Raw genomic sequence first — 22,012 nt, forward strand, 5'->3', positions numbered from 1 at the left:
TGGTGAAAAATCCGCGATGTATCTTGGTTTAATCCGCCATGACCGCTGCCTTCTGGGCCGCGAATACCGTACGAAACCTCGATGGCGACATTCCCTTCAGCTTCAGGAAATGCCTGTTGAAATTCGAAAGGTTTGAAAAGCCCACGTCGTAGCAGACTTCCGCCACCTTCACGTCCTGATCCACCAGAAGCATCTGGCAGGCCAGATCGATACGCAGCTGATTGCGATAGCGCACCAAAGTCGTTCCCGTATGTCGCTTGAAGGCACGGGAAAAGGCACTCTGGCTCTGGCCAACCATGTCGGCCAGATCGATTTCCTCGACCTGTTCGGTCAGATGCTGGCGCAGATGCGACAAGGCGCGGTTGATGCCGCTATCGCCGATGCCCGTCAGGTCCAGCTCGTAGCTAAGGCTCGCCAGTACCTCGGGCGCCGGCGCATTGACCAGCAGATCGAGAATTTCCCAAAAAATCGCAAGACGCTTCAACCCCTGCGCCTCGATCAAACGCAGTATCAGCGGGCGAACGCGATCGCTGGTCTCATCGTCGAACAGAATGCCGCGGCGGCTGCGGTCCAGAAGGGCGCGAACTACCTCCATCTCGGACATGGAAGCGCAGGCATCCTCGATAAAAGCTTCCGGAAACTGGATGACGAGAGAGCGCGTGGGAACGATCTCGTCCGGCTCGATCTCGCTGATCCAGTTTTGAGGGAGATTTGGGCCAGTCATGATTAGCTGGCCCGGGCCGAAGCGACCGACGAAATCGCCAATGTAGAACGTGCCTGACGTCGCCACGACTAGATGAATTTCATATTCGGGATGGTAATGCCAGCGCACGGTGCGGAACGGATAGCCATGCCGCCAGGCGGCGAAGGATTCGCCCTTGCGGATATGTACCAGTTCCAGATCGGGCTGCATCGATGTTTCCTCCCATCGGTCACGTCCGCCGTATTCGCGGAGCAAAGCCATTCCTCTTTATGGCTCGTCCCAGGCGTTGATGGGGAGCATATGGCCTGCTGCACATTTACTTCCACATCATACCGGGGAAATTACCGATACTTTTTTGACTGTTTTTTGTCAGAAATTGAAGAGTGCCGCGCATCCGCCGACAACTAAGCCAGCGGTTGCGCCCATTTTTTCGCGCAGTTGCACGCCATACGCCCAGAAAATGCGCATCTTAAAGATCGATGTGATGATTTTTTAAAGCTCGACCCGCCGATCACCGGCAGGTCGAGCTTATACTTTTCCGAAGGGTTTTTGACGCCCCTGCATCGGCAGGCGGCTTGCCGGAAGGGATTATTGCGGCATCAGAATTTGCAGTTTCACGTCCGTTTCCCTTGCCTCCACCGCACGGTCAAAACCGGCAATGCTGTCTTCGAAGGGAATGGTAGCGGAGATCAGCGGCTTCAGATCGACCTTGCCGGACGCGATGAGAGCGACCGCACGGTCATACACATTGGCGTAGCGGAAAACCGTCTCCACCCTCAGCTCTTTTGCCTGCAAGCCGACGATATCGACCGGCACCGGATCGACCGGCATACCGACGAGGACGATGGCGCCGCCGGGACGTGCGAGTTTCGCCATACCGAGCACGGCGGGTGCAGCGCCAGAGCATTCGAAAACGACATCGCAACCCCAGCCATCCGTCGCATCAGCCACGGCCTGCGACAGGTCACGTTCGCGGATGTTGACGGTCTCGATGCCGTCATAGGCTGCGATGATATCCAGCTTCGGCTGGGCAAGATCGGCAACGATCACCTTTGCGCAACCGCCGGCTAGCGCCGCCAGCGCAACCATCATGCCGATCGGACCGGCGCCCGTCACGATGGCAACATCGCCGGGCTGAATACGCGCCCTGAGCGCTGCCTGCATCCCGATGGCGAAGGGTTCCACCATGGCGCCTTCGGCAAAGGAAACGTTGTCGGGCAACTTGTATGTAAAGGCGGCGGGATGAATGACTTCCGGTGTCAGGCAACCGTGAACGGGTGGCGTTGCCCAGAAGCTGACCGCCGGATCAACATTGTAAATGCCAAGTTTGGAGGCGCGCGAGGTCGGATCGGGAATGCCCGGCTCCATGCAGACGCGATCACCCGGCTTCAGATGCACAACCTCGGCACCGGTCTCGATTACCGTTCCGGAAGCTTCATGGCCCAGCACCATCGGCGCATGCACAACGAAATGGCCGATTTTGCCATGGGTATAATAATGGACGTCCGAGCCGCAAATCCCGACGGTATGGGTACGGATGCGCACATCCTTGGGTCCGAGCTTGCCGGGAATGTCGAACTCCCTGAGCGAGAGCTTTCCTTTTTCTTCCAGCACCAGTGCTTTCATCTCATCCTCCGTAGTTTGCGAAAGGCCTTACAGCGAATTCAAACAGCGTGATGCGTTGCAATTTCGACAAAAGTAAACAGAAATCAGCCGGATCGGCCGGTTTTTCTTCAAGGAGGAAAAACTGTATCGATGAGCCCGCAATTTCTTATCATCCCTGGCGCGCCAACGAGTCTACGGGGGAGAGAGACAGCACGATTCGCTCAGCGCGCTTCAGGGAATATCGCCGGCTCAGGGTTACCCACTCAGCCGGAACGAGATTGACCCTGATGTGTAAGCAGAACCGGCGACAAGCGGATCAGCGTGTGATCCTCAGCCCTTCCAGAAAGGTGCGGAAACTGTCGACGGCGCGTTTCGAGGTCGTTTCGGGGTCGTCGGAATTCGCGATCCACTGGGCTGCACTGCTGCTCGCCGCATTGATGAAACGCGCACAGGCCTCCGGATCAATGTCGACGATCGTCCCTTCCTGCTTCAGCGCATCGAGACTTCGCGCAACGGCCGAGATACAACCGTTGGCATTTGGCCAACGTGAAGGGTCGCCGAGAACGGCTGGCCCATCACGGAACATGATCCGCTGGATTTCCGGCTCCAGAGCCATGAGAATGTAACCGACATTTTCCTCAACGAAACCCTCCCAACGCGTCGCGGCCCTAGACGAGATGTCACAGAGCCTTTTCGTCATCTCGGCGTCGATCTCACCCACAACCGCCAGCAGCAGGCCTTTCTTGTCGCCAAAATGGTGATAGAGCGCGCCGCGGGTCAGCCCTGCTTCGGCAGTGAAGTCGTCCATCGAAGCTTCGGCATAGCCGATGCTGCCAAATGCCTTGCGGCCAACGACCAGAAGCTTCGCCCGCGTCTCGGCAATCATTTCACTGCGAGGTTTGCGCATTTTTTCTCCGAATTCTACATACGTCGCGTATACTAGTTGACATACGCGACGTATGCAATTATTTCGTTTGCATACGCCACGTATGTTTGTGGTGGATACTCCCTAAACAAGGTGCATCCCGATGTCTAATCCATATAGAGAAATTTTCCGGGCTCCGGGCGCCAAAGGCTTTTCCGCCGCAGGCTTCTTTGCCCGTCTTCCGATTGCGATGGCACCGATCGGCATCGTCGCCATGCTTTCCCAGACCCATGGCGAATATTGGCTTGCCGGTGCGGTCTCGGCAACCTTCGCGCTGACCAATGCCGCCGTTGCGCCGCAGATTTCCCGATTGGTGGACCGCAAGGGCCAGAGCAGCGTCCTTGTCCCGGCCACCATCATATCGGTCATCGCCTTTGCTATCCTGATTATCGCGACCAACCAGAGATGGCCTGCCTGGACGCTCTTTCTTTCGGCCTTCCTCGCCGCGGCCATGCCGAGTATTCCCGCGATGATGCGCGCCCGCTGGACGGAAATCTTCCGTGACCGGCCTGAGCTGAACACTGCGTTTGCATTTGAATCCGCCGCCGACGAACTTGTCTACATCGCCGGCGCCTCGCTCTCCGTCGGTCTCGCGGTCTCACTCTTTCCGGAAGCAGGTATGATGATCAGCACCGCCTCGCTGGCACTCGGTACCTTTGCCTTTCTGATGCAACGATCGACCGAACCCAAGGTACGCGCGGTTGAAAGTGGCAGCAGGCAACATTCGGCTATCCGGCTGCGTTCGGTCCAGATCATCACGGTCGCCCTGATCTTCGTAGGCTCGACTTTCGCCACAGCCGAGGTAAGTGCCGTTGCCATCACCAAAGAACTCGGTCAACCGGAAGCTGCCAGCCTCGTCATCGGCGTCTATGCCATCGGTTCGTTTGTCGTCGGCCTGCTTCTGGGCGCGATCAACCCCAAAATGCCGCTGCAACGGCAATTGCTGATCGCCGTCAGCGTCCTTGCGCTCACCGCGCTGCCGCTCCTCTTTGCAAGCACGACAGTTTCCCTGCTTGCCTTCGCCGTATTCCTCAGCGGCGTTGCAATCTCTCCCATCTTCATCACGGCATTTGGCCTGATCGAGCGCCGCGTACCGGAATCGATGCTGACGGAAGGCGTGACCTGGGTGATGACCGGCATCGGTATCGGCATGGCGCTCGGCGCCTTCATTTCCGGCTGGGTGATCGATAATTTCGGCCCGAGCAACGGCTTCTGGGTATCGATTGTCGCCACCCTTTCGACAGTCACCATTATCAGCCTCGGTCAGCGCAGCCTTTCTGGAGAGGCCAACCGCTCTGCGACGACAGCCGCAGCGCAGCCAGCCGAGTAAAGCACAGACGTATGAAGCGCGCGCCGGCGCGCTTCTTGGCATATCCGGCCGACGCAATGCACAATCGGCATGAAAAGCTGCACGCTATGTCGCCAAATAAAACAGTCTGGCATTGCGGTTGCCGATCAATGCCTGCTCGTCGGGCGAGAGCGTCGAAAGAAGCTCACTCGTCATACCGATCCATTCCGGTAGACCCGAGCCGAGATCGACCACCGGCCAGTCGCCGCCCCAGACCATTCTCTCAGGTCCGAACAAGTTGAGCACGGTTTCCACATAGGGTGTCACGCTTTCCAGCGTCGCGCATCCCGGTGCACAATAGGCGGTGATGCCGGAGAGTTTGACGAAGAGATTGGGCAGCGTCGCCAAGTCGGCCATACGCCCGCTCCACTCCCGAAAATCGTTTCCGGCAATGTCCGGCGTGCCGCAATGGTCGAGCATGAAGCGCACATCGGGGCAGGCCCCGACAAGTTCGGCGGCAATGGCAAGCTGGCGGGAATGAAAACACAGATCGACCGGCCATCCGGCCTTTCCAATCGTGCGCACGTTTCGTCGGTAATTTTCCTCGCGGCTGAGGTCGTCGGGCATGACGTGGAGAATGCGCCGGAAACCGACCACGTTGAGGTGGCGGCACTCCTCCAGCCAGGCTTCGAAACCATTATCCGTTTCCGGTCGGCAACTGGCGATCTGGCCGAACATCGGCAAGGCACCCTCGCCGATCATGCTGGCGATGAGGCGAGCCTCGGCCTGATAGTCGCCGTCATCCACCCCGCTTTCCATGAAGATCGTACCCACTACGCCACATCCCTCGACAAGCGCTGCGTAATCAGCCTGGGTGAAGCTTCCCGCAAGGCTGGGCTCCCCTTGTGTCCAGGCATAACCGAGCTTGCCTCGCAAGATCAGATGCTGGTGAGTATCGATCAGATCCATGGCGTCCTCCTCCCTGTCGTTGCGGTCAGTTTTCGAGGGCGAGCGCGTCGAAACCCGCCCAGGCGGCGTCCGGCACGGCCGTTTCGAAAATAGACAGGTTGCGCAAAAGGCTGTCCGGTTTTGCGGTGCCGATCAGGACACTTGCGACATCGGCATTTTGCAGCGGAAAATGCAGGGCAGCGGCCGCAAGTGCAACCCCGTGCCCGGCAGCGTGGAGCTCCATGGCGCGCACCCGCTCCATGACATCTGCTGCTGCTTCACTATAGTTGAAAGTCGCACCCGGCCTTGCACCCGTCGCAAGAATGCCAGAGTTGAAGACGCCGCCGATGACGAGCGAGGTGCCGGTTTCCGCACAACGCCCCAGCAGCTTTGCTGCAGCCGACCGGTCGAGCAGCGTGTAACGACCCGCCAGAAGAATGCAGTCGATCTCGTCTATCTCCATGAGGTTTAGACAAGCCGGAACCTCATTCACGCCAAGACCGAACGCGCCGATCCGGCCTGTCGCCTTCAACTCGTGCAGGGCCTCGATGCCGCTTTCGGTGAATATCCTGAAATGATGGCGATAGGCCTCTTCCCCAAGCGTGGTCTCCTCCAGATCGTGAACATAGAGAATATCCACTGAACCGAGACCAAGCCGGGCGAGGCTCAGTTCATGCGAGCGCATGATGCCATCATAGCTGTAGTCGTATTCCACCACGAAAGGCAGTGCATCGACAAAACCGTAATCCGGTGTCACGCCCGCTTCAGCCGGTTTCAGGATCCGCCCGACCTTGGTGGACAGCACGAATTCGTCGCGTGGTTTCCCCTGAAGAAAATCCCCGAGGCGGCGTTCGGAAAGGCCCTGCCCGTAATAGGGTGCGGTATCGAAGTAGCGGATGCCGGCGTCCCAGGCGGCTTGTAGCGTCTCCATCGCATCTTCGCGGCTGACGCTGCGATAGAGATTACCGATACCGGCCGCACCGAAGGAAAGTTCGCTCAGCGACAGCGCCGTGCGACCAAGTTTGCGGGTTTTCATGCGGTACCCTCCTCGCGGCGAAGCTGGCGCTCAATGGTGCGGATGACGCCGCGGAGTTCGCCGAGCCCCTTCATGCGGCCAATGTAGGAATATCCGGGATTGGTCTTTTTGGTGATGTCATCACCCAGCAGATGGCCGTGGTCAGGCCGCATTGGAATATTGGTGCGGCGGCCAGCCTTGGCGGCGGCCCGCTCCTCGCGCAACAATGCCTCGATGACTCCAATCATGTCCGTTCCGCCATCCAGATGATCGTCCTCAAAGAAGGAACCATCCGCTTCAACGGTCACATTCCGAAGATGGGCGAAATTGATGCGAGACGCGAACTCCCGTGCCATCGCCACAAGATCATTGTCGCTGCGGGCGCCGTAGGAGCCGGTACAAAGGGTAATGCCATTGTTCGGGCTTTCAACGGCCGAGAGGATGGCGCGAATATCTGCAGGTGTCGAGACAACGCGCGGCAGGCCGAACAGGCAGAACGGTGGATCATCAGGGTGGATGCCGAGATGCACGCCCACCTCTTCCGCCACCGGCACGACCTCTCTCAGAAAGGCCAGAAGATTGCCCTGCATGGTCGCGCTGTCGATGCCATCGAACGAAGCAATCAGAGCGGCGATGGATTCGCGCGTCTGCACCAGGGCGCCGCCCGGCAGGCCGGCGATGATGTTACGCTCGAGAATCGACTGGTCATCTTCGCTCATTTGCGCAAAACGCTTTTCGGCTCGCGCCACGAGCGCAGGATCGTAATTTTCAGCAGCACGAACACGCTTCAGGATGAAGACGTCATAGGCGACGAAATCCGCCATTTCGAAGCGCAGCGCCAAGCCGGTATTGCGTGCCTGCCAGCGCAGGTTCGTGCGTGTCCAGTCCACCACCGGCATGAAATTGTAGCAGACGACGGGAACGCCCGCGTGACCGAGACGGGAGAGTGTATCTTTCCAGCGCGCAATCGCCTTCGGGGCATCGGCATCGCCGCGCTTGATGGACTGTTCCATCGGAATGGATTCGCAGACACTCCATTCCAGGCCGGCTGCCTCGATCATCGCCTTGCGTTTGGCGATCTCTTCGGCCGGCCACGCCGTCCCATCGGGGATCTGGTGCAGCGCCGTTACAACGCCGCTGGCGCCGGTCTGCCGCACATGCTGCAAGGTGATGGGGTCCGATTCACCGAACCAGCGCCAGGTTTCCTTCATATTCTACTCCTCCGAAAAATGCCGTTCGATGGCGCCGAGCGCGCCGTATTGGACGATGTCGCGATAGGCCGCCCGAAGCGCCGTTACGAATGCCTCATCCGCCTGCCATTCAGGCCCGAAGACGCGACGGAATGTTAAAAACCGGTCGATGACCGCGTCCTGCTCCTCGCCGTTGCCGGTGGGTGCACTCCATTCGGAGAATGCCGGATCGGCCATGACAATTGCCTCTCCCCGCTCGTTCAGCGCTGCGCAGGACCGTATCCACATCGCAACCGCAAAAAGAGCGGCCGTATTCGGCGCGCCTGCGGCACGCAGCTCCGCAAGCGGCGCCAGAATGCGTTGCGGCACTTTCTGTGAAGCGTCAGAGGCGATCTGGGCGGCGCGATGACGAAGGGCGGGGTTGGCGAAACGCTGGCGCAGACCGGCAACATAGTCCGGTCCGCTGACGGCCGGGCTCAATGTCGAACTAACCTCCCGCCAGTAACGGTCGACGTAATCGCGTACACGCGCATCGGCATAGATATCGGCGATCGTCTCAAGCCCGCTGCATTGGCCGATTGCGGCCATGGCGGTGTGAGCGCCGTTCAGCATCCTGAGCTTCATATGCTCATACGGCTCGACCTCATCAACGATTTCGGCACCTGACAGCTCGATGCCGGGGCGACCGTGCGGAAAGCGATCCTCGATTACCCAGCGGAAGTAGGGTTCCGCAATTACCGGCCAGGCATCCTCGCAGCCGAGACGCGCCGTCACACGCTCGCGGTCAGCTGCGGTGGTGGCGGGCACGATGCGGTCCACCATGACGCAGGGGCTGGAGAGATTTTCCGCGATGAAGGCAGCGAGATCATTATCGGTGAGACCAGCCATCTCCACCAGAAGACGGTGCAGGATGCGACCGTTGGACGGAAGATTGTCGCAGGAGAGCAAAGTCAGCGGCACAGCCCCGGCGGCCCGCCGGCGTCTTGTCGCTTCCAGCAGAAAACCGAGCGCGGAGCGCGGCTTTTGCGGATGCGCCAGATCATGAACGACATCGGGATGGTCACGAAGAAGCGTGCCCGCCGACAAATCGGCGAGGTAACCCTTTTCCGTGACCGTCAAAGTGACGATTCTGACCCGCGGATCGGTCATGGCTTGCAGCAGCCGCTCCGGATCCTCAGGAGCGACGATGGTCTCGAGGATTGAACCGACAATCCGCAGCGTTTCGTTTTCACCGTCACGCAGGCAGAATGTATAGAGATTGTCCTGCGGCGCGATGGCATCGCGAGTATCGGGGCTGCGCAGCGAGGCAGCGACAATGCCCCAGCCGGTTTCGCCACGCGCCAGGCAATCATCGATGAAGACCGCCTGATGGGCGCGGTGAAAAGCGCCAACGCCGAGATGCACGATACCCGGTGTCACCGCTTTGCGGTCATAGGCGGGCAAAAGGACGTCGTTTGGCAGATGCGGCAACGCAAGGGACGAGAGGCGTTCTGTCATGGTCATTTATCTCCGTATCTCAGCCGAATTGCAGGCCGCCATTCATGTCAACGACAGTGCCGGTCATGAAGCCGGACAGCGGCGAGGCGAGGAAACCTACGGTATGGGCCACCTCCTCCGGCTGGCAGAACCGCCCGACCGGAATGGCTGCAAGCTGGCGCTGGCGGTCTTCCTCTGACAGTTGCTCCATGATCATCGGCGAAACCACATAGGCCGGCGCGACTGCATTGGCGGTGACGCCAAAAGGGGCAAGTTCGCGAGCGGACGAGTAAGTGAGGCCCACCAGCGCCGATTTCGAGACCGAATAGGCCGTGCCCGCCGTTAGGCCACCGGACTTCCAGGCATAGGACGAGATGTTGATCAGCCGCCCCCAGCGGTTTTCCTTCATGGCGGGAACGACGGCCTGCGTCAGCAGCAGGGCGGCATCGAGATTGACGGCCATCAGCCTGTGCCAGTCATCAAGCGTGGTCGCTCCCAGCTTGTGCGGCGACAGCACACCGGCATTGTTGACGAGAATGTCTATGACCTCGAAACGGTTGGCGACATCTTTCATGACGGCCTGCAGCGCCGTCGCATCGCCGAGATCGACGGCGACGGGATCACAAGCACCGCCAAACCCCTCCGCAAGCGCCGCAACAGCTTCGATGTCGCGATCGAAGGCGATTACCCTCGCCCCTTGCGCGACCAGCGCCGCAACCACGGCACGGCCGATGCCGCCACAAGCGCCTGTCACGAGCGCCGTCTTGTGTTTCAGTTCCATTCTGTCTCCTCCACGTCCACTATCAAATGGACAAATGCTTCCGCTCTTCTTCAGGCAACTGTTCGTAGATCACGAAAACCATATCCAGATGCGTCACCAGCGCCTTTTCCGCACCTTCGGCATCGCCACGATCGAGAGCATCCACGACTGCCAGATGCTCTTCGATGACGGCGGGCAATCGTTCCGGCTTTGCCCAATAACGATGGAACCGCGACAGGGTCACCTTGGCGGCAAGGATCGCCTGCCAGACACCCTCGCGACCGGAAAACGTGCCGAGCAGGCGATGAAACGCCTCGTCGGCATGGAAGAAGCCGGATGCGTCGTTGGCGGCAATCACTCTTTCCTGCTCGGCGATGACGTCGCGCATCGTACGGCTCATTTCTTTCGTCCACTTCGGCGCGACTTCGCGCAGCAAAGCCACTTCGAGTGAACGGCGGATAAAATGGCTGTCCTGAATTTCGCCAAGCCTGATCGGCGCAACAAAGCTGCCGAGTTGCGGATAGACGTCCACAAGACCCTCTTCCGACAGGCGCTGGATCGCGGCACGCACCGGGGTGCGCGACACCGAAAACTGACGGCAGATCGAGTTTTCACTGATCGGCGCACCGGGCGCTAGGCGGACCTCGACGATCGCCTGACGCAACGCCGCATGAACCTGATCGGCAACCGAGCCATAACGATTGACCACAAGCTCCACGCTTTCGATTCCGGAGCCGGGGGCCTCTTGATGAGCGCCGCGCCCAGTGAAACCGGCAGTGGTGTTTTTCGTCATGAACGCTCCCCTTCAAAAGGCGGTCGTGAAAATCTCATTGCTACTTGGATACAAGTATACTAGTGTCCATGGTGCTTACGCAAGTCGGCTGTTGGGAGAAAGAGCGATTAAGGGAGGTTCCAGTCGCTTTTTTTAAGGAGCAGGCCGTTTCATGGAGGAGAAAAACATGACGTATTTCATGCGCAGCCTCGTCGCTGCCGCAATCATCGGCGCGGGAGCGTGCGGTGTCGCGCAGGCGGCGGACGCCAGCAAGATCGCCCTCGTTCCGGGCGGTCCGCACCCTTATTTCGCCGCCTGGGAACAGGCCGGCAAGGACGCGGCCAAGGACTTCGGCCTGGCTGGCGCCGACTATAAGGTGCCGCAAAAGTGGGAACTGGCACAGCAGAACCAGCTTCTCGAAAGCCTTCTGAGCCAGGGTTATAACGGCTTCCTGATTTTCCCAGGCGATCCCGTCGGCGCGGTCTCGACAGCAGAGGAACTGACCGGCAACGGCGCGAATGTGATTGCTGGCGCCGGATGCTTCAAGGACCCCTCGCCCGCCGCCTTCTGCCTTGGTACCGACACCGGTAATTCCGCTTATCTCGGCACCAAGGAGCTGATCAAGGCGATGGGAACGGGCAAAAAACGCATCGCCCATTTCACCGGCTTCCTTGTTGACCCCAACACCCAGCTTCGTATCGATGCCGTGAAAAAGGCAGCTGACGAAGCCGGCGCCGAGGTCGTTCAGGTCATCGCCGATATCGACGCGCCGGAACCGGCGGAAGAAAAGATCAGCGCCTACCTGGCCGCCCACGCTTCCGAAGTGGACGGCATCGTGACCACAGCCTGGGTTCCTGCGGTCGTTGCCTCCAACGCACTGCGCAAGATCGGCGACAAGCGCATCCACATGGTCGGCATCGACCACGACGAAGTCGTGCTGAAAGCGATCAAGGACGGTTTCGTCGACGGCACGATGCTTCAGAACCCCTATGGCCAGGGTTATATCGGCGCGTTTGCACTGAGCAAACTTCAGGCCGGCTGCAAGGTGAAGGAAGATGCGCCGTTCAAATCCAATGCGCTGACGACCAAGTTCATCGATTCCGGCACCGCCTATGTCGATGCCGCCAAGGTGGACAACTACATCGATGCCATGCGCGCCGAGACCAAAAAGCTGCTCACCAACTTCGATACGACCTATCTGAGCTGCAACTAATCATGCCTTGAGCAATTGCCGGGCGGCAAACGACCGCGCCCGGCAATCTGCCCCGCCAGAAAATATTCTTTCAGGCGGCAGCGCAATGACCAGGCGACCCGCGCAGGCGCTTCGGGCGAACCAATACCGGGACAGTTTCATGACCGTGAACGATACTTTGCTCACAAAGGGCTCGCAGGAGGGCGACAGACGAATGGGGTCCAGCCTTTCGCAAGGCCGCTTTTTTCTGACCAATGAATTTGGCCTCATTCTGCTGATCGTCGTCTTCGCCGTCATTTTCGGCGTCGCGGCCAGCGGCTTCCTTTCGCCTTTCAATCTGTTCACGCTTGGTCGCAGTGCCGCGATCAACATCATGATCGGCCTGTCGATGATGGCGGTGATCGTGACTGGCGGCCTCAATCTTGCCGTTGGAGCGATCGGCGTCTCGGCGGCCATGGCCTGTGGTTATCTGATCGAGGTGCTTGGCGTGCCGTGGCCGCTCGCCCTCATTGGCGGTCTCGTCACCGGCGCGGCGCTCGGTTTCGTCAATGGCTGGACCGTCATCCGCACGGGGCTGCACAGCTTCATCATCACGCTTGCCACCATGAGCATCTTTTTCGGCGTGATGATCTTCCTGACGCGCGCCGAGGCCTACCGTGGCCTACCGCCGATCTTCGCAGCCTTCGGAAAAATGAAGCTCACGACCTATTTCTCGCCGCTGCTTCTCGTCACGCTCGCAACGGCGCTTGCCCTGTCCTTTCTCTACCGACGCACCGTTCTTGGCCGCGAAATGCTGGCGGCAGGCGCACGCCCGGAAGCGGCGGAACTTTCCGGCATTCGGGTCGACCGTATCTTCATTGCCTGTCACATGCTGTCGGGCCTGCTTGCGGCACTTGCCGCCCTGATGCTGGTGACGCGCACGGGGGCCGCCATTCCTTCCATGGCAGGCCAGCTTGGGCAGGACTGGCTTCTGCCAGCTTTTCTCGGCCCGGTTCTCGGTGGCACGCTTTTGCAGGGCGGCAAGGTTTCGGTGCTCGGCACCTGTCTTGGCGCGCTTTTGGTCACCATGCTCACCAGCGGCCTGCTGCTGCTTCAGCTCGGTGAATTCTGGGTCCAGACATTTCTCGGCCTGCTGCTGTTGCTCGCGGTTTTGATGGACAAGGCGCGGCGAAGCTATCTCGCCCGACGCAACCTGGCTTAAGGACTGGACGATGAAGACCGACAACACCCTTCTACGCCTTGCCAGAACCGACTGGTTCGGCCCCCTATTGGTCACGGTGCTGGCAATCGCGCTTATCCGCGGCTTCAGCCCCAACTTCCTCTCTTCCTTCAACATCCAGATTCTCCTTCTTGCAATCGCGGTCAATGCGCTCATCGCCTTTTCCCAGATGATCATCATTGCCATTGGCCAGATGAACCTGTCCGTGGGCGCAATCGGCGGACTGGCCGCAATCTCCTTTGCGGGACTGATGCAGGTCTGGGGGCTTTCGGCACCGATGGCCGCCATTGCTGCGGTACTGATCGGTGTTGTCTGCGGCATGCTCAACGGTCTGCTGATTGCCATCACCGGCATTTCCGCCTTCGTCATCACACTGGCGACCCTGTCGATCTACAAGGGTATCAACCTTGGCATCACCCGGGCGGAGCCGTTCTACGGCGTGCCGGGACAGGTGAAAGCCTTCGGCTCGGCACTGCTCGTTGGCCCGGTTCCGTGGCTCGCAGCACCCACCTTCATCATCGCATTCGCGCTGTGGTTCATGCTGCGCCGCCAGCCGATAGGTCGCTTCATCCTTGCCATTGGCGGCAACAGCCATGCGGCAGAGCTTTCCGGCATTTCGATCCGCACGACAATGATCGTGGCGCACGGCATTTCCGGCCTTCTGGCGTCGGTCGCCGGCATTCTGCTCGTATCCCGCCTGCAGATCGGCCAGCCTTCCATTGGTGACGACTGGCTCATCCTGTCCTTTGCCGCACCCGTTATCGGCGGTGCGGTACTGGCTGGCGGGCATGTCAGCGTCGGGGCGACCCTGCTCGGCGTCGTCATCGTCGCCATCATCACGCAGGCACTCGTGCTGTTCTCCATCGATCCGTTCCTCGTGCAGGTGGTGCTCGGCGCAATGATCCTCGCCGCCGTTGGCATCAACCGCCTGCGCGAAACGCATCTCGGCAAAAAGACAGGAAAGGCCTGACATCATGGACAAGCAACCTGTTTTTCAGGCGCGCAACATCGAAAAAGTGTTTCCCGGCGTCCGGGCGCTCAAGGGCGTCAATCTTTCGCTGGAGCCGGGATCGATCCACGCGTTGCTAGGTGAGAACGGCGCCGGCAAATCGACGTTGATCAAGGTCATTACCGGCGTCCACCATCAGAGCAGTGGCCAAATCCTTGTCGATGGGCAGGAAGTACGCTTCGGCAACCCGCGCGAGGCCATTGCCCGCGGCATCGGTGTCGTCCATCAGGAACGCAACCTCATCCCGCGCTTCTCGATTGCCGAGAATATCCACATGGAAAAGCTTGGGGCGCACTATCTCAAACCCATCGACTACGCCGCGCTGAACCGCGACGCACGCCGCTGGCTGCAGGCTCTCAATCTGGAAGTCGATCCGGCGATGCCGGTATCCGAGCTTTCCGTTGCGCAAATGCAGCTCGTGGAAATTGCGAAGGCGCTTTCCCTGCAAAGCCGGGTTCTTTTGCTCGACGAACCCACGACATCGCTGACCCCGAGCGAAACGGACAACCTCTTCCGCATTCTGCGCCGCCTGCGCGATGATGGCGCAAGCCTGGTCTTCGTCAGCCACAAGTTGGAGGAGGTTCTCGACATTTGCGACCGGGTGACGGTGCTGAGGGATGGCGAAAACGCCTGCGAAAGCCGGTCGATGGAAGGTCTCGGACGCCAGGACCTGGTGCGCCTGATGATTGGCCGTGCCGAAGGCGGCGGTGGCTGGCGCAAACGCGCGGTCGAGCACAATCCGCTGGTGCTTGAACTCAAAGGTGTTTCTACCGCAATCGGCCATCGCGATGTCAGTCTTTCCGTGCGCAAGGGTGAAATCGTCGGCCTTTACGGGCTGGTGGGCGCTGGGCGCACCGAATTGGCAAAATCGATCATGGGTAAATTCGCCGTCACGGAGGGCGAAGTCCGGATCGAAGATCGCCCGGCCCGCATCCGCTCCGTTGCCGAAGCCATCCACGAATACGGCGTCGGTTACGTCAGCGAGGACCGCAAGGGTGACGGCCTCATTCTCCAGCATTCCGTTCTCGCCAATGCGGGCGTTCCCATCTGGCGCAAGCTCTCAAACGCATTCGGCGTGCTTTCCGACAGCCGCATCCGTGCGGCGGTCACCCCTTTCCTGCAGAAACTTGAGGTGAAGACGCCGAGCCTGAGCCAGACCGTGGGTAATCTTTCCGGCGGCAACCAGCAGAAGATCAGCGTCGCCAAGTGGCTTGCCGCCGACGTGAAGCTGCTGATCGTAGACGAACCTTCTGTTGGCATCGACATCAAGACCAAGGCCTATCTGCACGATCTGCTGCGCGAGCTTGCAGACGGCGGCACCGCCATTCTCGTCATTACCAGTGACATGCCGGAGATGGTGGCACTGGCCGACCGCATTGTTGTCATGGACCGCTATCGGGTTAAAGGCGTGGTCGAAAACAATGGCGTCTATGCCGATATGAGCGAGGGTATCATGGGCTTGATCCATGATGCGGAGCGCGAAACGGCCCTTTCACGTCAGGCATGACGCACGGCCTTGCCGAAGTGTCATCGCAAAAACCGCACGCTGTTCCGGTAGGGCGTCAGGTACCATCGGACGGCTGCTCGAAATCTCTCCCGGCACGACGCCTTCTGCTGGGCGGGACGCCGTATTTCTGGGTGTAGCAACGGGTGAAATGGGCAGCGGTCGAGAACCCCGTCAGCAAGGCCACGTCAACGATCGAAAGCGAGGTCTGCTGCAGCAGCTCATCCGCCTTTGCCAGCCGAAGACCACGGTAAAAAGACATCATGGACTGGTCGAAATGGCTGGAAAACAGACGGTGGAGCTGGCGAATACTGCTGCCGCACAATTGGCCCAGCTGCTCCGGCGACAGGGGATCCGCAACATGGGTCGTCATGAGTTCAATTGCAGCTTCGAGTACCGGGTGGTGGACGTTGAAACGTTGGCCGGCGCGGCCCAACTGAGGCTCATCGGCCGTTCTCAAACGCGGATGTATGAACCATTCGCTGACATCGCGCGCGAAGGCAGAACCATGGTCTTTCGCAATAAAAGCCCCCATCATGTCAATGGCGGCAACGCCGCCCGCGCAAGTGTAGCGATCGCGATCGATGACGTAGAGCGCACGCTCGATCAGGAGATCGCTGGCATATTCACTAAGCGGATCGATGTGGGTCCAGTGAACGGTAAAACGTCTGCCCGTCATCAGACCGGATTTAGCAAGGATCGCCGCGCCGCCGGAAATGCCTCCGAGCTTGACACCCCGCTGGTTGAGCGTGCGCAGGTTGCGCACAAGTGCCGGATCTTCATAGAGCATGGGATTTCCGCCCGCGACGATGAAGACCAGATCCAGCTTCTCAGACAAAGCCCGCGAAACGGGCGCGGTATCAAAACCTCCGCCTGACGTGGATGCGCCAAACCCGCCATTCGCCGAATAAAACCGGCAATGGTAGAGCGTTTTGCCGGCAAGGTGATTGGCCGCGCGCAGCGGCTCAACCGCCGCAGCCAACGACATCAGCGCATAACCCTCAATGAGTATGAACCCGATCGACATCGACCCTTCGGCGTGCATGACCTGCTCCAAGACAATCCCCAGGGCAAGCTTAGCCGACTTGGCCAAAATGGACAATAATGCGTCCGTCACGGATAAAAAAATCGTGCGGTATCGCGCTATAAACTTGGACAACCGCCCTGTTTTCGAGGAACACAGATTTGCGCTATTCGGCTCTCCAGGTTTTCAAACAGGCCCTGACCGGCCACAAGGGCTGGCGCCCACTGTGGCGGAACCCCGATCCGCAACCTCATTACGATTTCATCATTGTTGGCGGTGGCGGTCATGGACTTGCAACGGCCTATTATCTAGCCAAGACCTTCTCCAAGTCGCGGATCGCCGTTCTGGAAAAAGGCTGGCTGGGATCAGGAAACATCGGGCGCAACACCACGATCATCCGCTCAAACTATCTGCTGCCCGGAAACGAGCCATTCTATGAGTTTTCGATGAAACTCTGGGAAGGGCTTGAACAGGAATTCAATTTCAATGCGATGGTAAGCCAGCGCGGCATTGTGAACCTGTTCCACACCGACGCGCAGCGCGATGCCTACCGCCGTCGCGGCAACGCCATGCTGCTGGCCGGTGCGGACGCGCAACTGCTGGCGCAAGACGATCTCCGCGCTATGATCCCGTTTCTCAATTTCGACAATGCACGCTTTCCGATCAAGGGCGGCCTTTACCAGCGCCGCGCTGGAACTGCCCGCCACGATGGCGTTGCCTGGGGTTTCGCGCGTGGCGCCGATCTGGCAGGGGTCGATCTTATCCAGAACTGCGAAGTCCAGGGATTTCGCATCGAGGATGGAACGATCAAGGGCGTGGAAACCAGCCGTGGCTACATCGGTGCCGGAAAGGTCGGCGTCGCCGTGGCGGGATCGACCGGCCGCGTCATGGCCATGGCGGGCATGCGTCTGCCTATTGAAAGCCATGTGCTGCAAGCCTTCGTTTCGGAAGGGCTGAAGCCGACCATACCGGGCGTCATAACCTTCGGAGCAGGCCATTTCTACGTCAGCCAGTCCGACAAGGGTGGCCTGGTCTTCGGTGGCGATATCGACGGCTATAATTCCTATGCCCAGCGCGGCAATCTGCCCGTCATCGAAGATGTCGCCGAGGGCGGCATGGCGCTGATGCCGATGATCGGCCGGGCGCGCCTGCTGCGCATATGGGGTGGCATCATGGACATGTCGATGGACGGTTCACCGATCATCGACCACACGCCTGTGAAGGGCCTCTATCTCAATGCCGGCTGGTGTTACGGCGGCTTCAAGGCGACGCCGGCCAGCGGCTATGCATTCGCGCACCTGCTGGCCACGGATACCCCGCATAATACGGCCAAGGCCTACCGGCTCGACCGGTTCGAAAAGGGCTATGTCATCGACGAAAAGGGCGCCGGTGCCCAACCGAACCTTCACTGAGGCTTGAACAATGCTGATCCCTCACCCACTGCTCGGGCCGCGCGACGCTCAGGAATTCACCTATCTCGGCGATGCCGCCCTGTTGCGTCGACCGGACGGAATGGCCGAGAGCGCTGCGAAAGACTTCAACGATTATGTCTATCTGCGTGACAATCCCGCCGGCCTGCATCGGGAACTGTGGTTTCACGAACAGGGTGATCGCAGCTGGCTCGTGGTCACGCGAAACACCGTCACCCATGAAATCCTCGGAGCGGAACTCGCAAACGAGGTGGCGCTCCGTCAGAAGGCAGATGAAGCATGAGACTGAAGGACGGCTTGATCGACCGCAGCAAGGTGCTGCATTTCACCTTCGATGGAAAGAATTATCAGGGGCATCCCGGCGACACGCTCGCCTCGGCACTTCTGGCAAACGATGTCCGCCTGATGGGGCGCAGCTTCAAATATCATCGCCCCAGAGGCGTGATCTCTGCCGGCTCAGAAGAGCCGAATGCGCTGGTCGAATTGCGCACGGGATCGCGGCTGGAGCCGAATACCCGCGCCACGACGGTCGAACTGTTCGACGGGTTGGAGGCGAAAAGCCAGAACCGCTGGCCGTCCCTGTCTTTCGATGCCCTTGCGATCAATGATCTGTTTGCCGATTTCCTGACCGCAGGCTTTTACTACAAAACGTTCATGTGGCCGAAGGCGTTCTGGGAAAAGCTCTATGAGCCCGCCATTCGCAAGGCTGCGGGACTTGGAAGCCTGTCGATGAAACCGGACCCCGACAGTTACGACAAGGGGTTCCTTCACTGCGATCTGCTGGTCATCGGCGCCGGAGCGGCCGGTCTGGCTGCTGCCCTGACCGCGGCGCGTGCCGGTGCCAAGGTTATTCTGGCGGACGAGGACAATCGCCTCGGAGGTCGCCTGCTTGCAGAGAGCCACCTGCTCGACGGCGCCCCTGCAACCGACTGGATCGGAACGCTAGAGGCGGAGTTTTCAACCCTGCCGAACCTGCGCGTCATGCGCCGCACCACGGTTTTCGGCTCATTCGACCATGGCATATTCGGTGCGGTCGAGCGGGTTTCCGACCATCTTGCCGCACCTAAGGGCGTACGCCAGTCCCTCTGGCGCATCACTGCAAAGCGCACGGTGCTTGCCGCCGGGGCGACAGAGAGGCATATCCCGTTTAAAAATAACGACCGGCCGGGGATCATGCTTGCCGGTTCGCTGCGTGCCTATGCCAATCGCTGGGCAGTCAGTCCGGCAGGCAGGGTCGCAATCTTCACCAATAACGATGACGGCCATCGGACCGCTGTCGACCTGGCTGCGAAAGGTGTCGAGATCGCCGCAGTCATCGATCCGCGCCCGGATGCGCGGGCGCTTGCGGAATACCGCCTGATTGCGGGGGCGACAGTTACCGGCAGCAAAGGCAGGCTGGGGTTGGTTTCCATCGATGTCCGCAAGGATGGCTATGACGAAACCATCGATTGCGGTGCGCTTGGTATCTCCGGGGGCTGGAACCCCAATGTTCATCTTACATCGCACCAGCGCGGTCGCCCGTTATGGGATGACGGGCTACAGGCATTCCTGCCCGGTGACGTACCCTCGCATATGCTCGTTTCAGGGGCCGCGGCCGGCAAAGGCAGCACGGGGGCGGCGCTGATCTCCGGTGCATCCGCTGCCATAACGGCTCTGGAGCAAATGGGGATCGCCGCATCCAGGCCAGCCCTGCCGGAGGCCGAGGATACGCAAATCGGCATCAAGCCCCTGTGGCATGTGCCGGGGAAAGGGCGCGCCTGGGTCGATTTTCAGAACGACGTCACGGTCAAGGACATCAAGCTCGCCCATCAGGAAAACATGCGGCCCATCGAGCATCTCAAGCGCTGGACAACGCTTGGTATGGCAACTGACCAGGGCAAGACATCGAATGCCACCGCATTGGCAATCATGTCCGAACTGACGGGCAAATCGATACCGGGTACGGGTACGACGATTTTTCGCCCTCCCTATACGCCGGTTTCGATGGCGGTACTCGGCGGCGGCGACACCGGCGCACATTTCCGTCCGCGCCGCCTGACACCCAGCCATGCCTGGGCTGAAGCGCATGGCGCCGTTTTCGTCGAAGTCGGTCAATGGATGCGTGCCCAATATTTCCCTCAAGCCGGGGAGACCCATTGGCGGCAATCCGTCGACCGCGAGGTTCTGGCCACCCGAAAGGGCGTCGGCATCTGCGATGTGACGACGCTTGGCAAGGTGGATGTTCAGGGCGCCGATGCGGCTGAATTTCTCGACCGTCTCTACTGCAATGCAATGAAGAGCCTCAAGGTCGGCATGGTCCGTTACGGCCTGATGCTGCGGGAAGACGGCCACGCCTATGATGACGGCACCTGTGCCCGTCTGCGTGAGGATCATTATATCGTCACCACGACCACGGCCCAGGCCGGCCCGGTCTATCGTCACATGGAATTCGCCCGCCAATGCCTGTGGCCGGAATTGGATGTGCAATTGATCTCGGCAACGGATGCCTGGGCACAGCTCGCAGTCGCCGGTCCGAACGCCCGCCGCCTTATCGAACGCATTGTCGATGGTTTCGACCTTTCCAACGCAGCCTTTCCCTTCATGGCCTGCGCCGAACTGACGGTTTGCGCGGGATTGCGAGCACGGCTGTTCCGGATCTCGTTTTCAGGGGAACTTGCTTACGAGATTGCAGTCCCCGCCCGTTACGGTAATGCCCTGATGTCCCGGCTGATGGAGATCGGTGCGGATCTTGGAGCCACCGCCTACGGGACGGAAGCGCTTGGTGTCATGCGTATCGAAAAAGGCCATGCTGCCGGAAACGAGTTGAACGGCCAGACGACGGCGCAGATGCTGGGCATGGGCAGGGTGGTTTCGGCCAAGAAAGACGCGATTGGTACCGTCATGACTCGCCGCGAAGGGCTTGTCGGCGAAAGCCGGGTGCTCGTCGGCCTGCAGCCGCTTGCGGCAACGGACCCTGTGGTGTCAGGTTCACATCTGTTTACCCGCGGCGCCAGCCAGAATACCGAGACCGATCAAGGCTGGATCACATCCGCCTGCTATTCGCCCAACCTCGGTTTCAGCATCGGTCTTGGTTTCCTTGCCGATGGTGCAAACCGTATCGGAGAGATCGTCGTCGCGGCCAACCCCTTGCAGGGACAGTCGGTCGAATTGCGTGTGGTCTCGCCCCATTTCATCGACCCTGAGGGAGAGAGACTCCGTGCCTGATTTGAAGCCGACAACCGCACTCGGCGCGCAAACTTCGCGGCGCGCCCACCATGGCACGCTGCGACTTGAGGAAAATTCGGGGCTTGCCCTCGCATCGCTCAGCCTGCGCCGCAACGTCAAAGAACCGGTGCCTTTTGACCTCACCTTGCCGGGTCCCGGAAAATGGGTCCAGCAAGGCACGGTTTCAGCTTTTTGGACGGGGCCGGGCCAATGGCTGATTGAGGCCGCAGACCGGGCCGAAACGGATTTCGCCGCAGAACTCGCGAGCCTTTGCCCTTCCTGTTCCGTGACTGAACAGACCGATGGCTTCGTCGCCTTCGAAATCGAGAGCGACGCAGGCGAGGCGCCGATTGTCGCGCTCATGCAGAAGCTGGTGAACCTCGATCCCTCGGTATTCGGGCAAGGGGCCGCCACGCGCACAGGCATGGAACATATGAGCGTTTTCGTCATCCGGCGCGCGCCGGACCGCCTTGCCATCCTCGGCATGCGCTCCGCTGCGGAAACACTGTGGCATGTGATCGAGACTGCGATCCGTCGTCAGGCGGAACTTCTTGGCGCTGCCGCATAAAGCGGGACTGCAAAGCCACCAGACCGTTTTTTGCCAATCGTCGACGTGTACGGGCGAACTGTGTCGTGTTGACATGGGCGCATCGGGATCATCTCGAACGGTTACCGTTCTGAGCCATCAGTGAATAATCGCTCTGACGACGGCGCAAATCATATTGTCGCAAAAATCGACTAGATGGGC

The 22,012-nt window shown here is 59.9% G+C and carries 19 protein-coding genes; 9 read left to right on the forward strand and 10 right to left on the reverse strand.

What is annotated here, in order from left to right; translation table 11 throughout:
- Positions 1-28: 28 nt before the first annotated feature.
- From ACQZ63_RS13835 to ACQZ63_RS13845, 3 genes are all read right to left on the reverse strand, one after another.
- Positions 29-913 (reverse strand): AraC family transcriptional regulator, encoded by an 885-nt coding sequence (locus ACQZ63_RS13835; RefSeq protein ID WP_003518205.1) that lies wholly within the window; start codon positions 911-913, stop codon positions 29-31.
- Between the two features lie 378 nt (positions 914-1,291).
- Positions 1,292-2,329 (reverse strand): NAD(P)-dependent alcohol dehydrogenase, encoded by a 1,038-nt coding sequence (locus tag ACQZ63_RS13840; protein WP_111804669.1) that lies wholly within the window; start codon positions 2,327-2,329, stop codon positions 1,292-1,294.
- Between the two features lie 295 nt (positions 2,330-2,624).
- A complete protein-coding gene (locus ACQZ63_RS13845; protein WP_448799279.1) occupies positions 2,625-3,215 on the reverse strand; it encodes a TetR/AcrR family transcriptional regulator in 591 nt (196 codons plus the stop codon).
- A 121-nt stretch (positions 3,216-3,336) separates the two neighbouring features.
- On the opposite strand from ACQZ63_RS13845, the gene ACQZ63_RS13850 reads away from it, so the two are divergent.
- Positions 3,337-4,563, forward strand: coding sequence for an MFS transporter (locus ACQZ63_RS13850; protein ID WP_112292321.1), 1,227 nt, complete (start codon positions 3,337-3,339; stop codon positions 4,561-4,563).
- Positions 4,564-4,647: 84 nt separating this feature from the next.
- Here ACQZ63_RS13850 and ACQZ63_RS13855 read toward each other — a convergent pair whose 3' ends face one another.
- Genes ACQZ63_RS13855 through ACQZ63_RS13880 form a run of 6 tightly spaced genes read right to left on the reverse strand, consistent with a single transcriptional unit; the run spans position 4,648 to position 10,703 of the window.
- Complete coding sequence (locus ACQZ63_RS13855; RefSeq protein WP_448799280.1) at positions 4,648-5,490, reverse strand: amidohydrolase family protein; 843 nt, start codon at positions 5,488-5,490, stop codon at positions 4,648-4,650.
- 25 nt (positions 5,491-5,515) lie between these two features.
- Entirely contained in the window at positions 5,516-6,505 is a 990-nt protein-coding gene (locus ACQZ63_RS13860; protein ID WP_111802285.1) for an aldo/keto reductase, read from the reverse strand.
- Positions 6,502-7,695, reverse strand: a complete 1,194-nt coding sequence (gene uxuA, locus ACQZ63_RS13865) for a mannonate dehydratase (protein ID WP_111802286.1) — start codon at positions 7,693-7,695, stop codon at positions 6,502-6,504. Before uxuA ends, ACQZ63_RS13860 begins: the two co-directional genes overlap by 4 nt.
- 3 nt (positions 7,696-7,698) lie before the next feature.
- Entirely contained in the window at positions 7,699-9,171 is a 1,473-nt protein-coding gene (locus tag ACQZ63_RS13870) for a mannitol dehydrogenase family protein (protein WP_112292341.1), read from the reverse strand.
- Between the two features lie 19 nt (positions 9,172-9,190).
- Positions 9,191-9,931: an SDR family NAD(P)-dependent oxidoreductase gene (locus ACQZ63_RS13875; RefSeq protein ID WP_003518213.1), complete on the reverse strand. Its 741-nt coding sequence runs from the start codon at positions 9,929-9,931 to the stop codon at positions 9,191-9,193.
- Positions 9,932-9,953: 22 nt separating this feature from the next.
- The gene (locus ACQZ63_RS13880; protein ID WP_003518215.1) at positions 9,954-10,703 is read right to left on the reverse strand and encodes a GntR family transcriptional regulator; all 750 of its coding nucleotides are present in this window, start codon (positions 10,701-10,703) and stop codon (positions 9,954-9,956) included.
- A 151-nt stretch (positions 10,704-10,854) separates the two neighbouring features.
- Between ACQZ63_RS13880 and ACQZ63_RS13885 the strand changes: the two genes are divergently transcribed.
- From ACQZ63_RS13885 to ACQZ63_RS13900, 4 genes are all read left to right on the forward strand, one after another.
- A complete protein-coding gene (locus ACQZ63_RS13885; RefSeq protein WP_003518216.1) occupies positions 10,855-11,895 on the forward strand; it encodes a sugar ABC transporter substrate-binding protein in 1,041 nt (346 codons plus the stop codon).
- 139 nt (positions 11,896-12,034) lie between these two features.
- Positions 12,035-13,075: an ABC transporter permease gene (locus tag ACQZ63_RS13890; RefSeq protein WP_112292323.1), complete on the forward strand. Its 1,041-nt coding sequence runs from the start codon at positions 12,035-12,037 to the stop codon at positions 13,073-13,075.
- A 10-nt stretch (positions 13,076-13,085) separates the two neighbouring features.
- Positions 13,086-14,063, forward strand: coding sequence for an ABC transporter permease (locus ACQZ63_RS13895; RefSeq protein WP_448799281.1), 978 nt, complete (start codon positions 13,086-13,088; stop codon positions 14,061-14,063).
- A 4-nt stretch (positions 14,064-14,067) separates the two neighbouring features.
- Positions 14,068-15,609, forward strand: a complete 1,542-nt coding sequence (locus ACQZ63_RS13900; RefSeq protein ID WP_019566868.1) for a sugar ABC transporter ATP-binding protein — start codon at positions 14,068-14,070, stop codon at positions 15,607-15,609.
- Positions 15,610-15,664: 55 nt separating this feature from the next.
- Here the strand turns inward: ACQZ63_RS13900 and ACQZ63_RS13905 are convergent, their stop codons facing one another.
- Entirely contained in the window at positions 15,665-16,651 is a 987-nt protein-coding gene (locus ACQZ63_RS13905) for a GlxA family transcriptional regulator (protein ID WP_065705754.1), read from the reverse strand.
- A 140-nt stretch (positions 16,652-16,791) separates the two neighbouring features.
- Here ACQZ63_RS13905 and ACQZ63_RS13910 point away from each other — a divergent pair, with 140 nt between their 5' ends.
- From ACQZ63_RS13910 to ACQZ63_RS13925, 4 genes are read left to right on the forward strand one after another with little or no spacing between them, the layout of a single operon-like run.
- Entirely contained in the window at positions 16,792-18,042 is a 1,251-nt protein-coding gene (locus tag ACQZ63_RS13910; protein WP_448799282.1) for a sarcosine oxidase subunit beta family protein, read from the forward strand.
- A 10-nt stretch (positions 18,043-18,052) separates the two neighbouring features.
- Positions 18,053-18,343, forward strand: a complete 291-nt coding sequence (locus tag ACQZ63_RS13915) for a sarcosine oxidase subunit delta (RefSeq protein ID WP_003518230.1) — start codon at positions 18,053-18,055, stop codon at positions 18,341-18,343.
- On the forward strand, positions 18,340-21,264 hold the full coding sequence (locus tag ACQZ63_RS13920) for a sarcosine oxidase subunit alpha family protein (protein ID WP_448799283.1): 2,925 nt from the start codon (positions 18,340-18,342) through the stop codon (positions 21,262-21,264). Before ACQZ63_RS13915 ends, ACQZ63_RS13920 begins: the two co-directional genes overlap by 4 nt.
- Positions 21,257-21,832, forward strand: a complete 576-nt coding sequence (locus ACQZ63_RS13925; protein WP_019566864.1) for a sarcosine oxidase subunit gamma — start codon at positions 21,257-21,259, stop codon at positions 21,830-21,832. The genes ACQZ63_RS13920 and ACQZ63_RS13925 overlap by 8 nt, the downstream gene beginning before the upstream one ends.
- Positions 21,833-22,012 lie beyond the last annotated feature (180 nt).

Source organism: Agrobacterium sp. CG160-95, assembly GCF_053521725.1.

Excerpts from the sequence above, each read along its gene's own strand:
- ACQZ63_RS13860 (WP_111802285.1), bottom strand. The coding sequence starts at position 6,505 with ATGAAAACCCGCAAACTTGGTCGCACGGCGCTGTCGCTGAGCGAACTT.
- ACQZ63_RS13905 (WP_065705754.1), bottom strand. The coding sequence starts at position 16,651 with ATGCACGCCGAAGGGTCGATGTCGATCGGGTTCATACTCATTGAGGGT.
- ACQZ63_RS13880 (WP_003518215.1), bottom strand. The coding sequence starts at position 10,703 with ATGACGAAAAACACCACTGCCGGTTTCACTGGGCGCGGCGCTCATCAA.
- ACQZ63_RS13850 (WP_112292321.1), top strand. The coding sequence starts at position 3,337 with ATGTCTAATCCATATAGAGAAATTTTCCGGGCTCCGGGCGCCAAAGGC.
- ACQZ63_RS13885 (WP_003518216.1), top strand. The coding sequence starts at position 10,855 with ATGGAGGAGAAAAACATGACGTATTTCATGCGCAGCCTCGTCGCTGCC.
- ACQZ63_RS13835 (WP_003518205.1), bottom strand. The coding sequence starts at position 913 with ATGCAGCCCGATCTGGAACTGGTACATATCCGCAAGGGCGAATCCTTC.
- ACQZ63_RS13875 (WP_003518213.1), bottom strand. The coding sequence starts at position 9,931 with ATGGAACTGAAACACAAGACGGCGCTCGTGACAGGCGCTTGTGGCGGC.
- ACQZ63_RS13915 (WP_003518230.1), top strand. The coding sequence starts at position 18,053 with ATGCTGATCCCTCACCCACTGCTCGGGCCGCGCGACGCTCAGGAATTC.
- ACQZ63_RS13890 (WP_112292323.1), top strand. The coding sequence starts at position 12,035 with ATGACCGTGAACGATACTTTGCTCACAAAGGGCTCGCAGGAGGGCGAC.
- ACQZ63_RS13845 (WP_448799279.1), bottom strand. The coding sequence starts at position 3,215 with ATGCGCAAACCTCGCAGTGAAATGATTGCCGAGACGCGGGCGAAGCTT.
- ACQZ63_RS13920 (WP_448799283.1), top strand. The coding sequence starts at position 18,340 with ATGAGACTGAAGGACGGCTTGATCGACCGCAGCAAGGTGCTGCATTTC.
- ACQZ63_RS13900 (WP_019566868.1), top strand. The coding sequence starts at position 14,068 with ATGGACAAGCAACCTGTTTTTCAGGCGCGCAACATCGAAAAAGTGTTT.
- uxuA (WP_111802286.1), bottom strand. The coding sequence starts at position 7,695 with ATGAAGGAAACCTGGCGCTGGTTCGGTGAATCGGACCCCATCACCTTG.
- ACQZ63_RS13895 (WP_448799281.1), top strand. The coding sequence starts at position 13,086 with ATGAAGACCGACAACACCCTTCTACGCCTTGCCAGAACCGACTGGTTC.
- ACQZ63_RS13870 (WP_112292341.1), bottom strand. The coding sequence starts at position 9,171 with ATGACAGAACGCCTCTCGTCCCTTGCGTTGCCGCATCTGCCAAACGAC.
- ACQZ63_RS13855 (WP_448799280.1), bottom strand. The coding sequence starts at position 5,490 with ATGGATCTGATCGATACTCACCAGCATCTGATCTTGCGAGGCAAGCTC.
- ACQZ63_RS13840 (WP_111804669.1), bottom strand. The coding sequence starts at position 2,329 with ATGAAAGCACTGGTGCTGGAAGAAAAAGGAAAGCTCTCGCTCAGGGAG.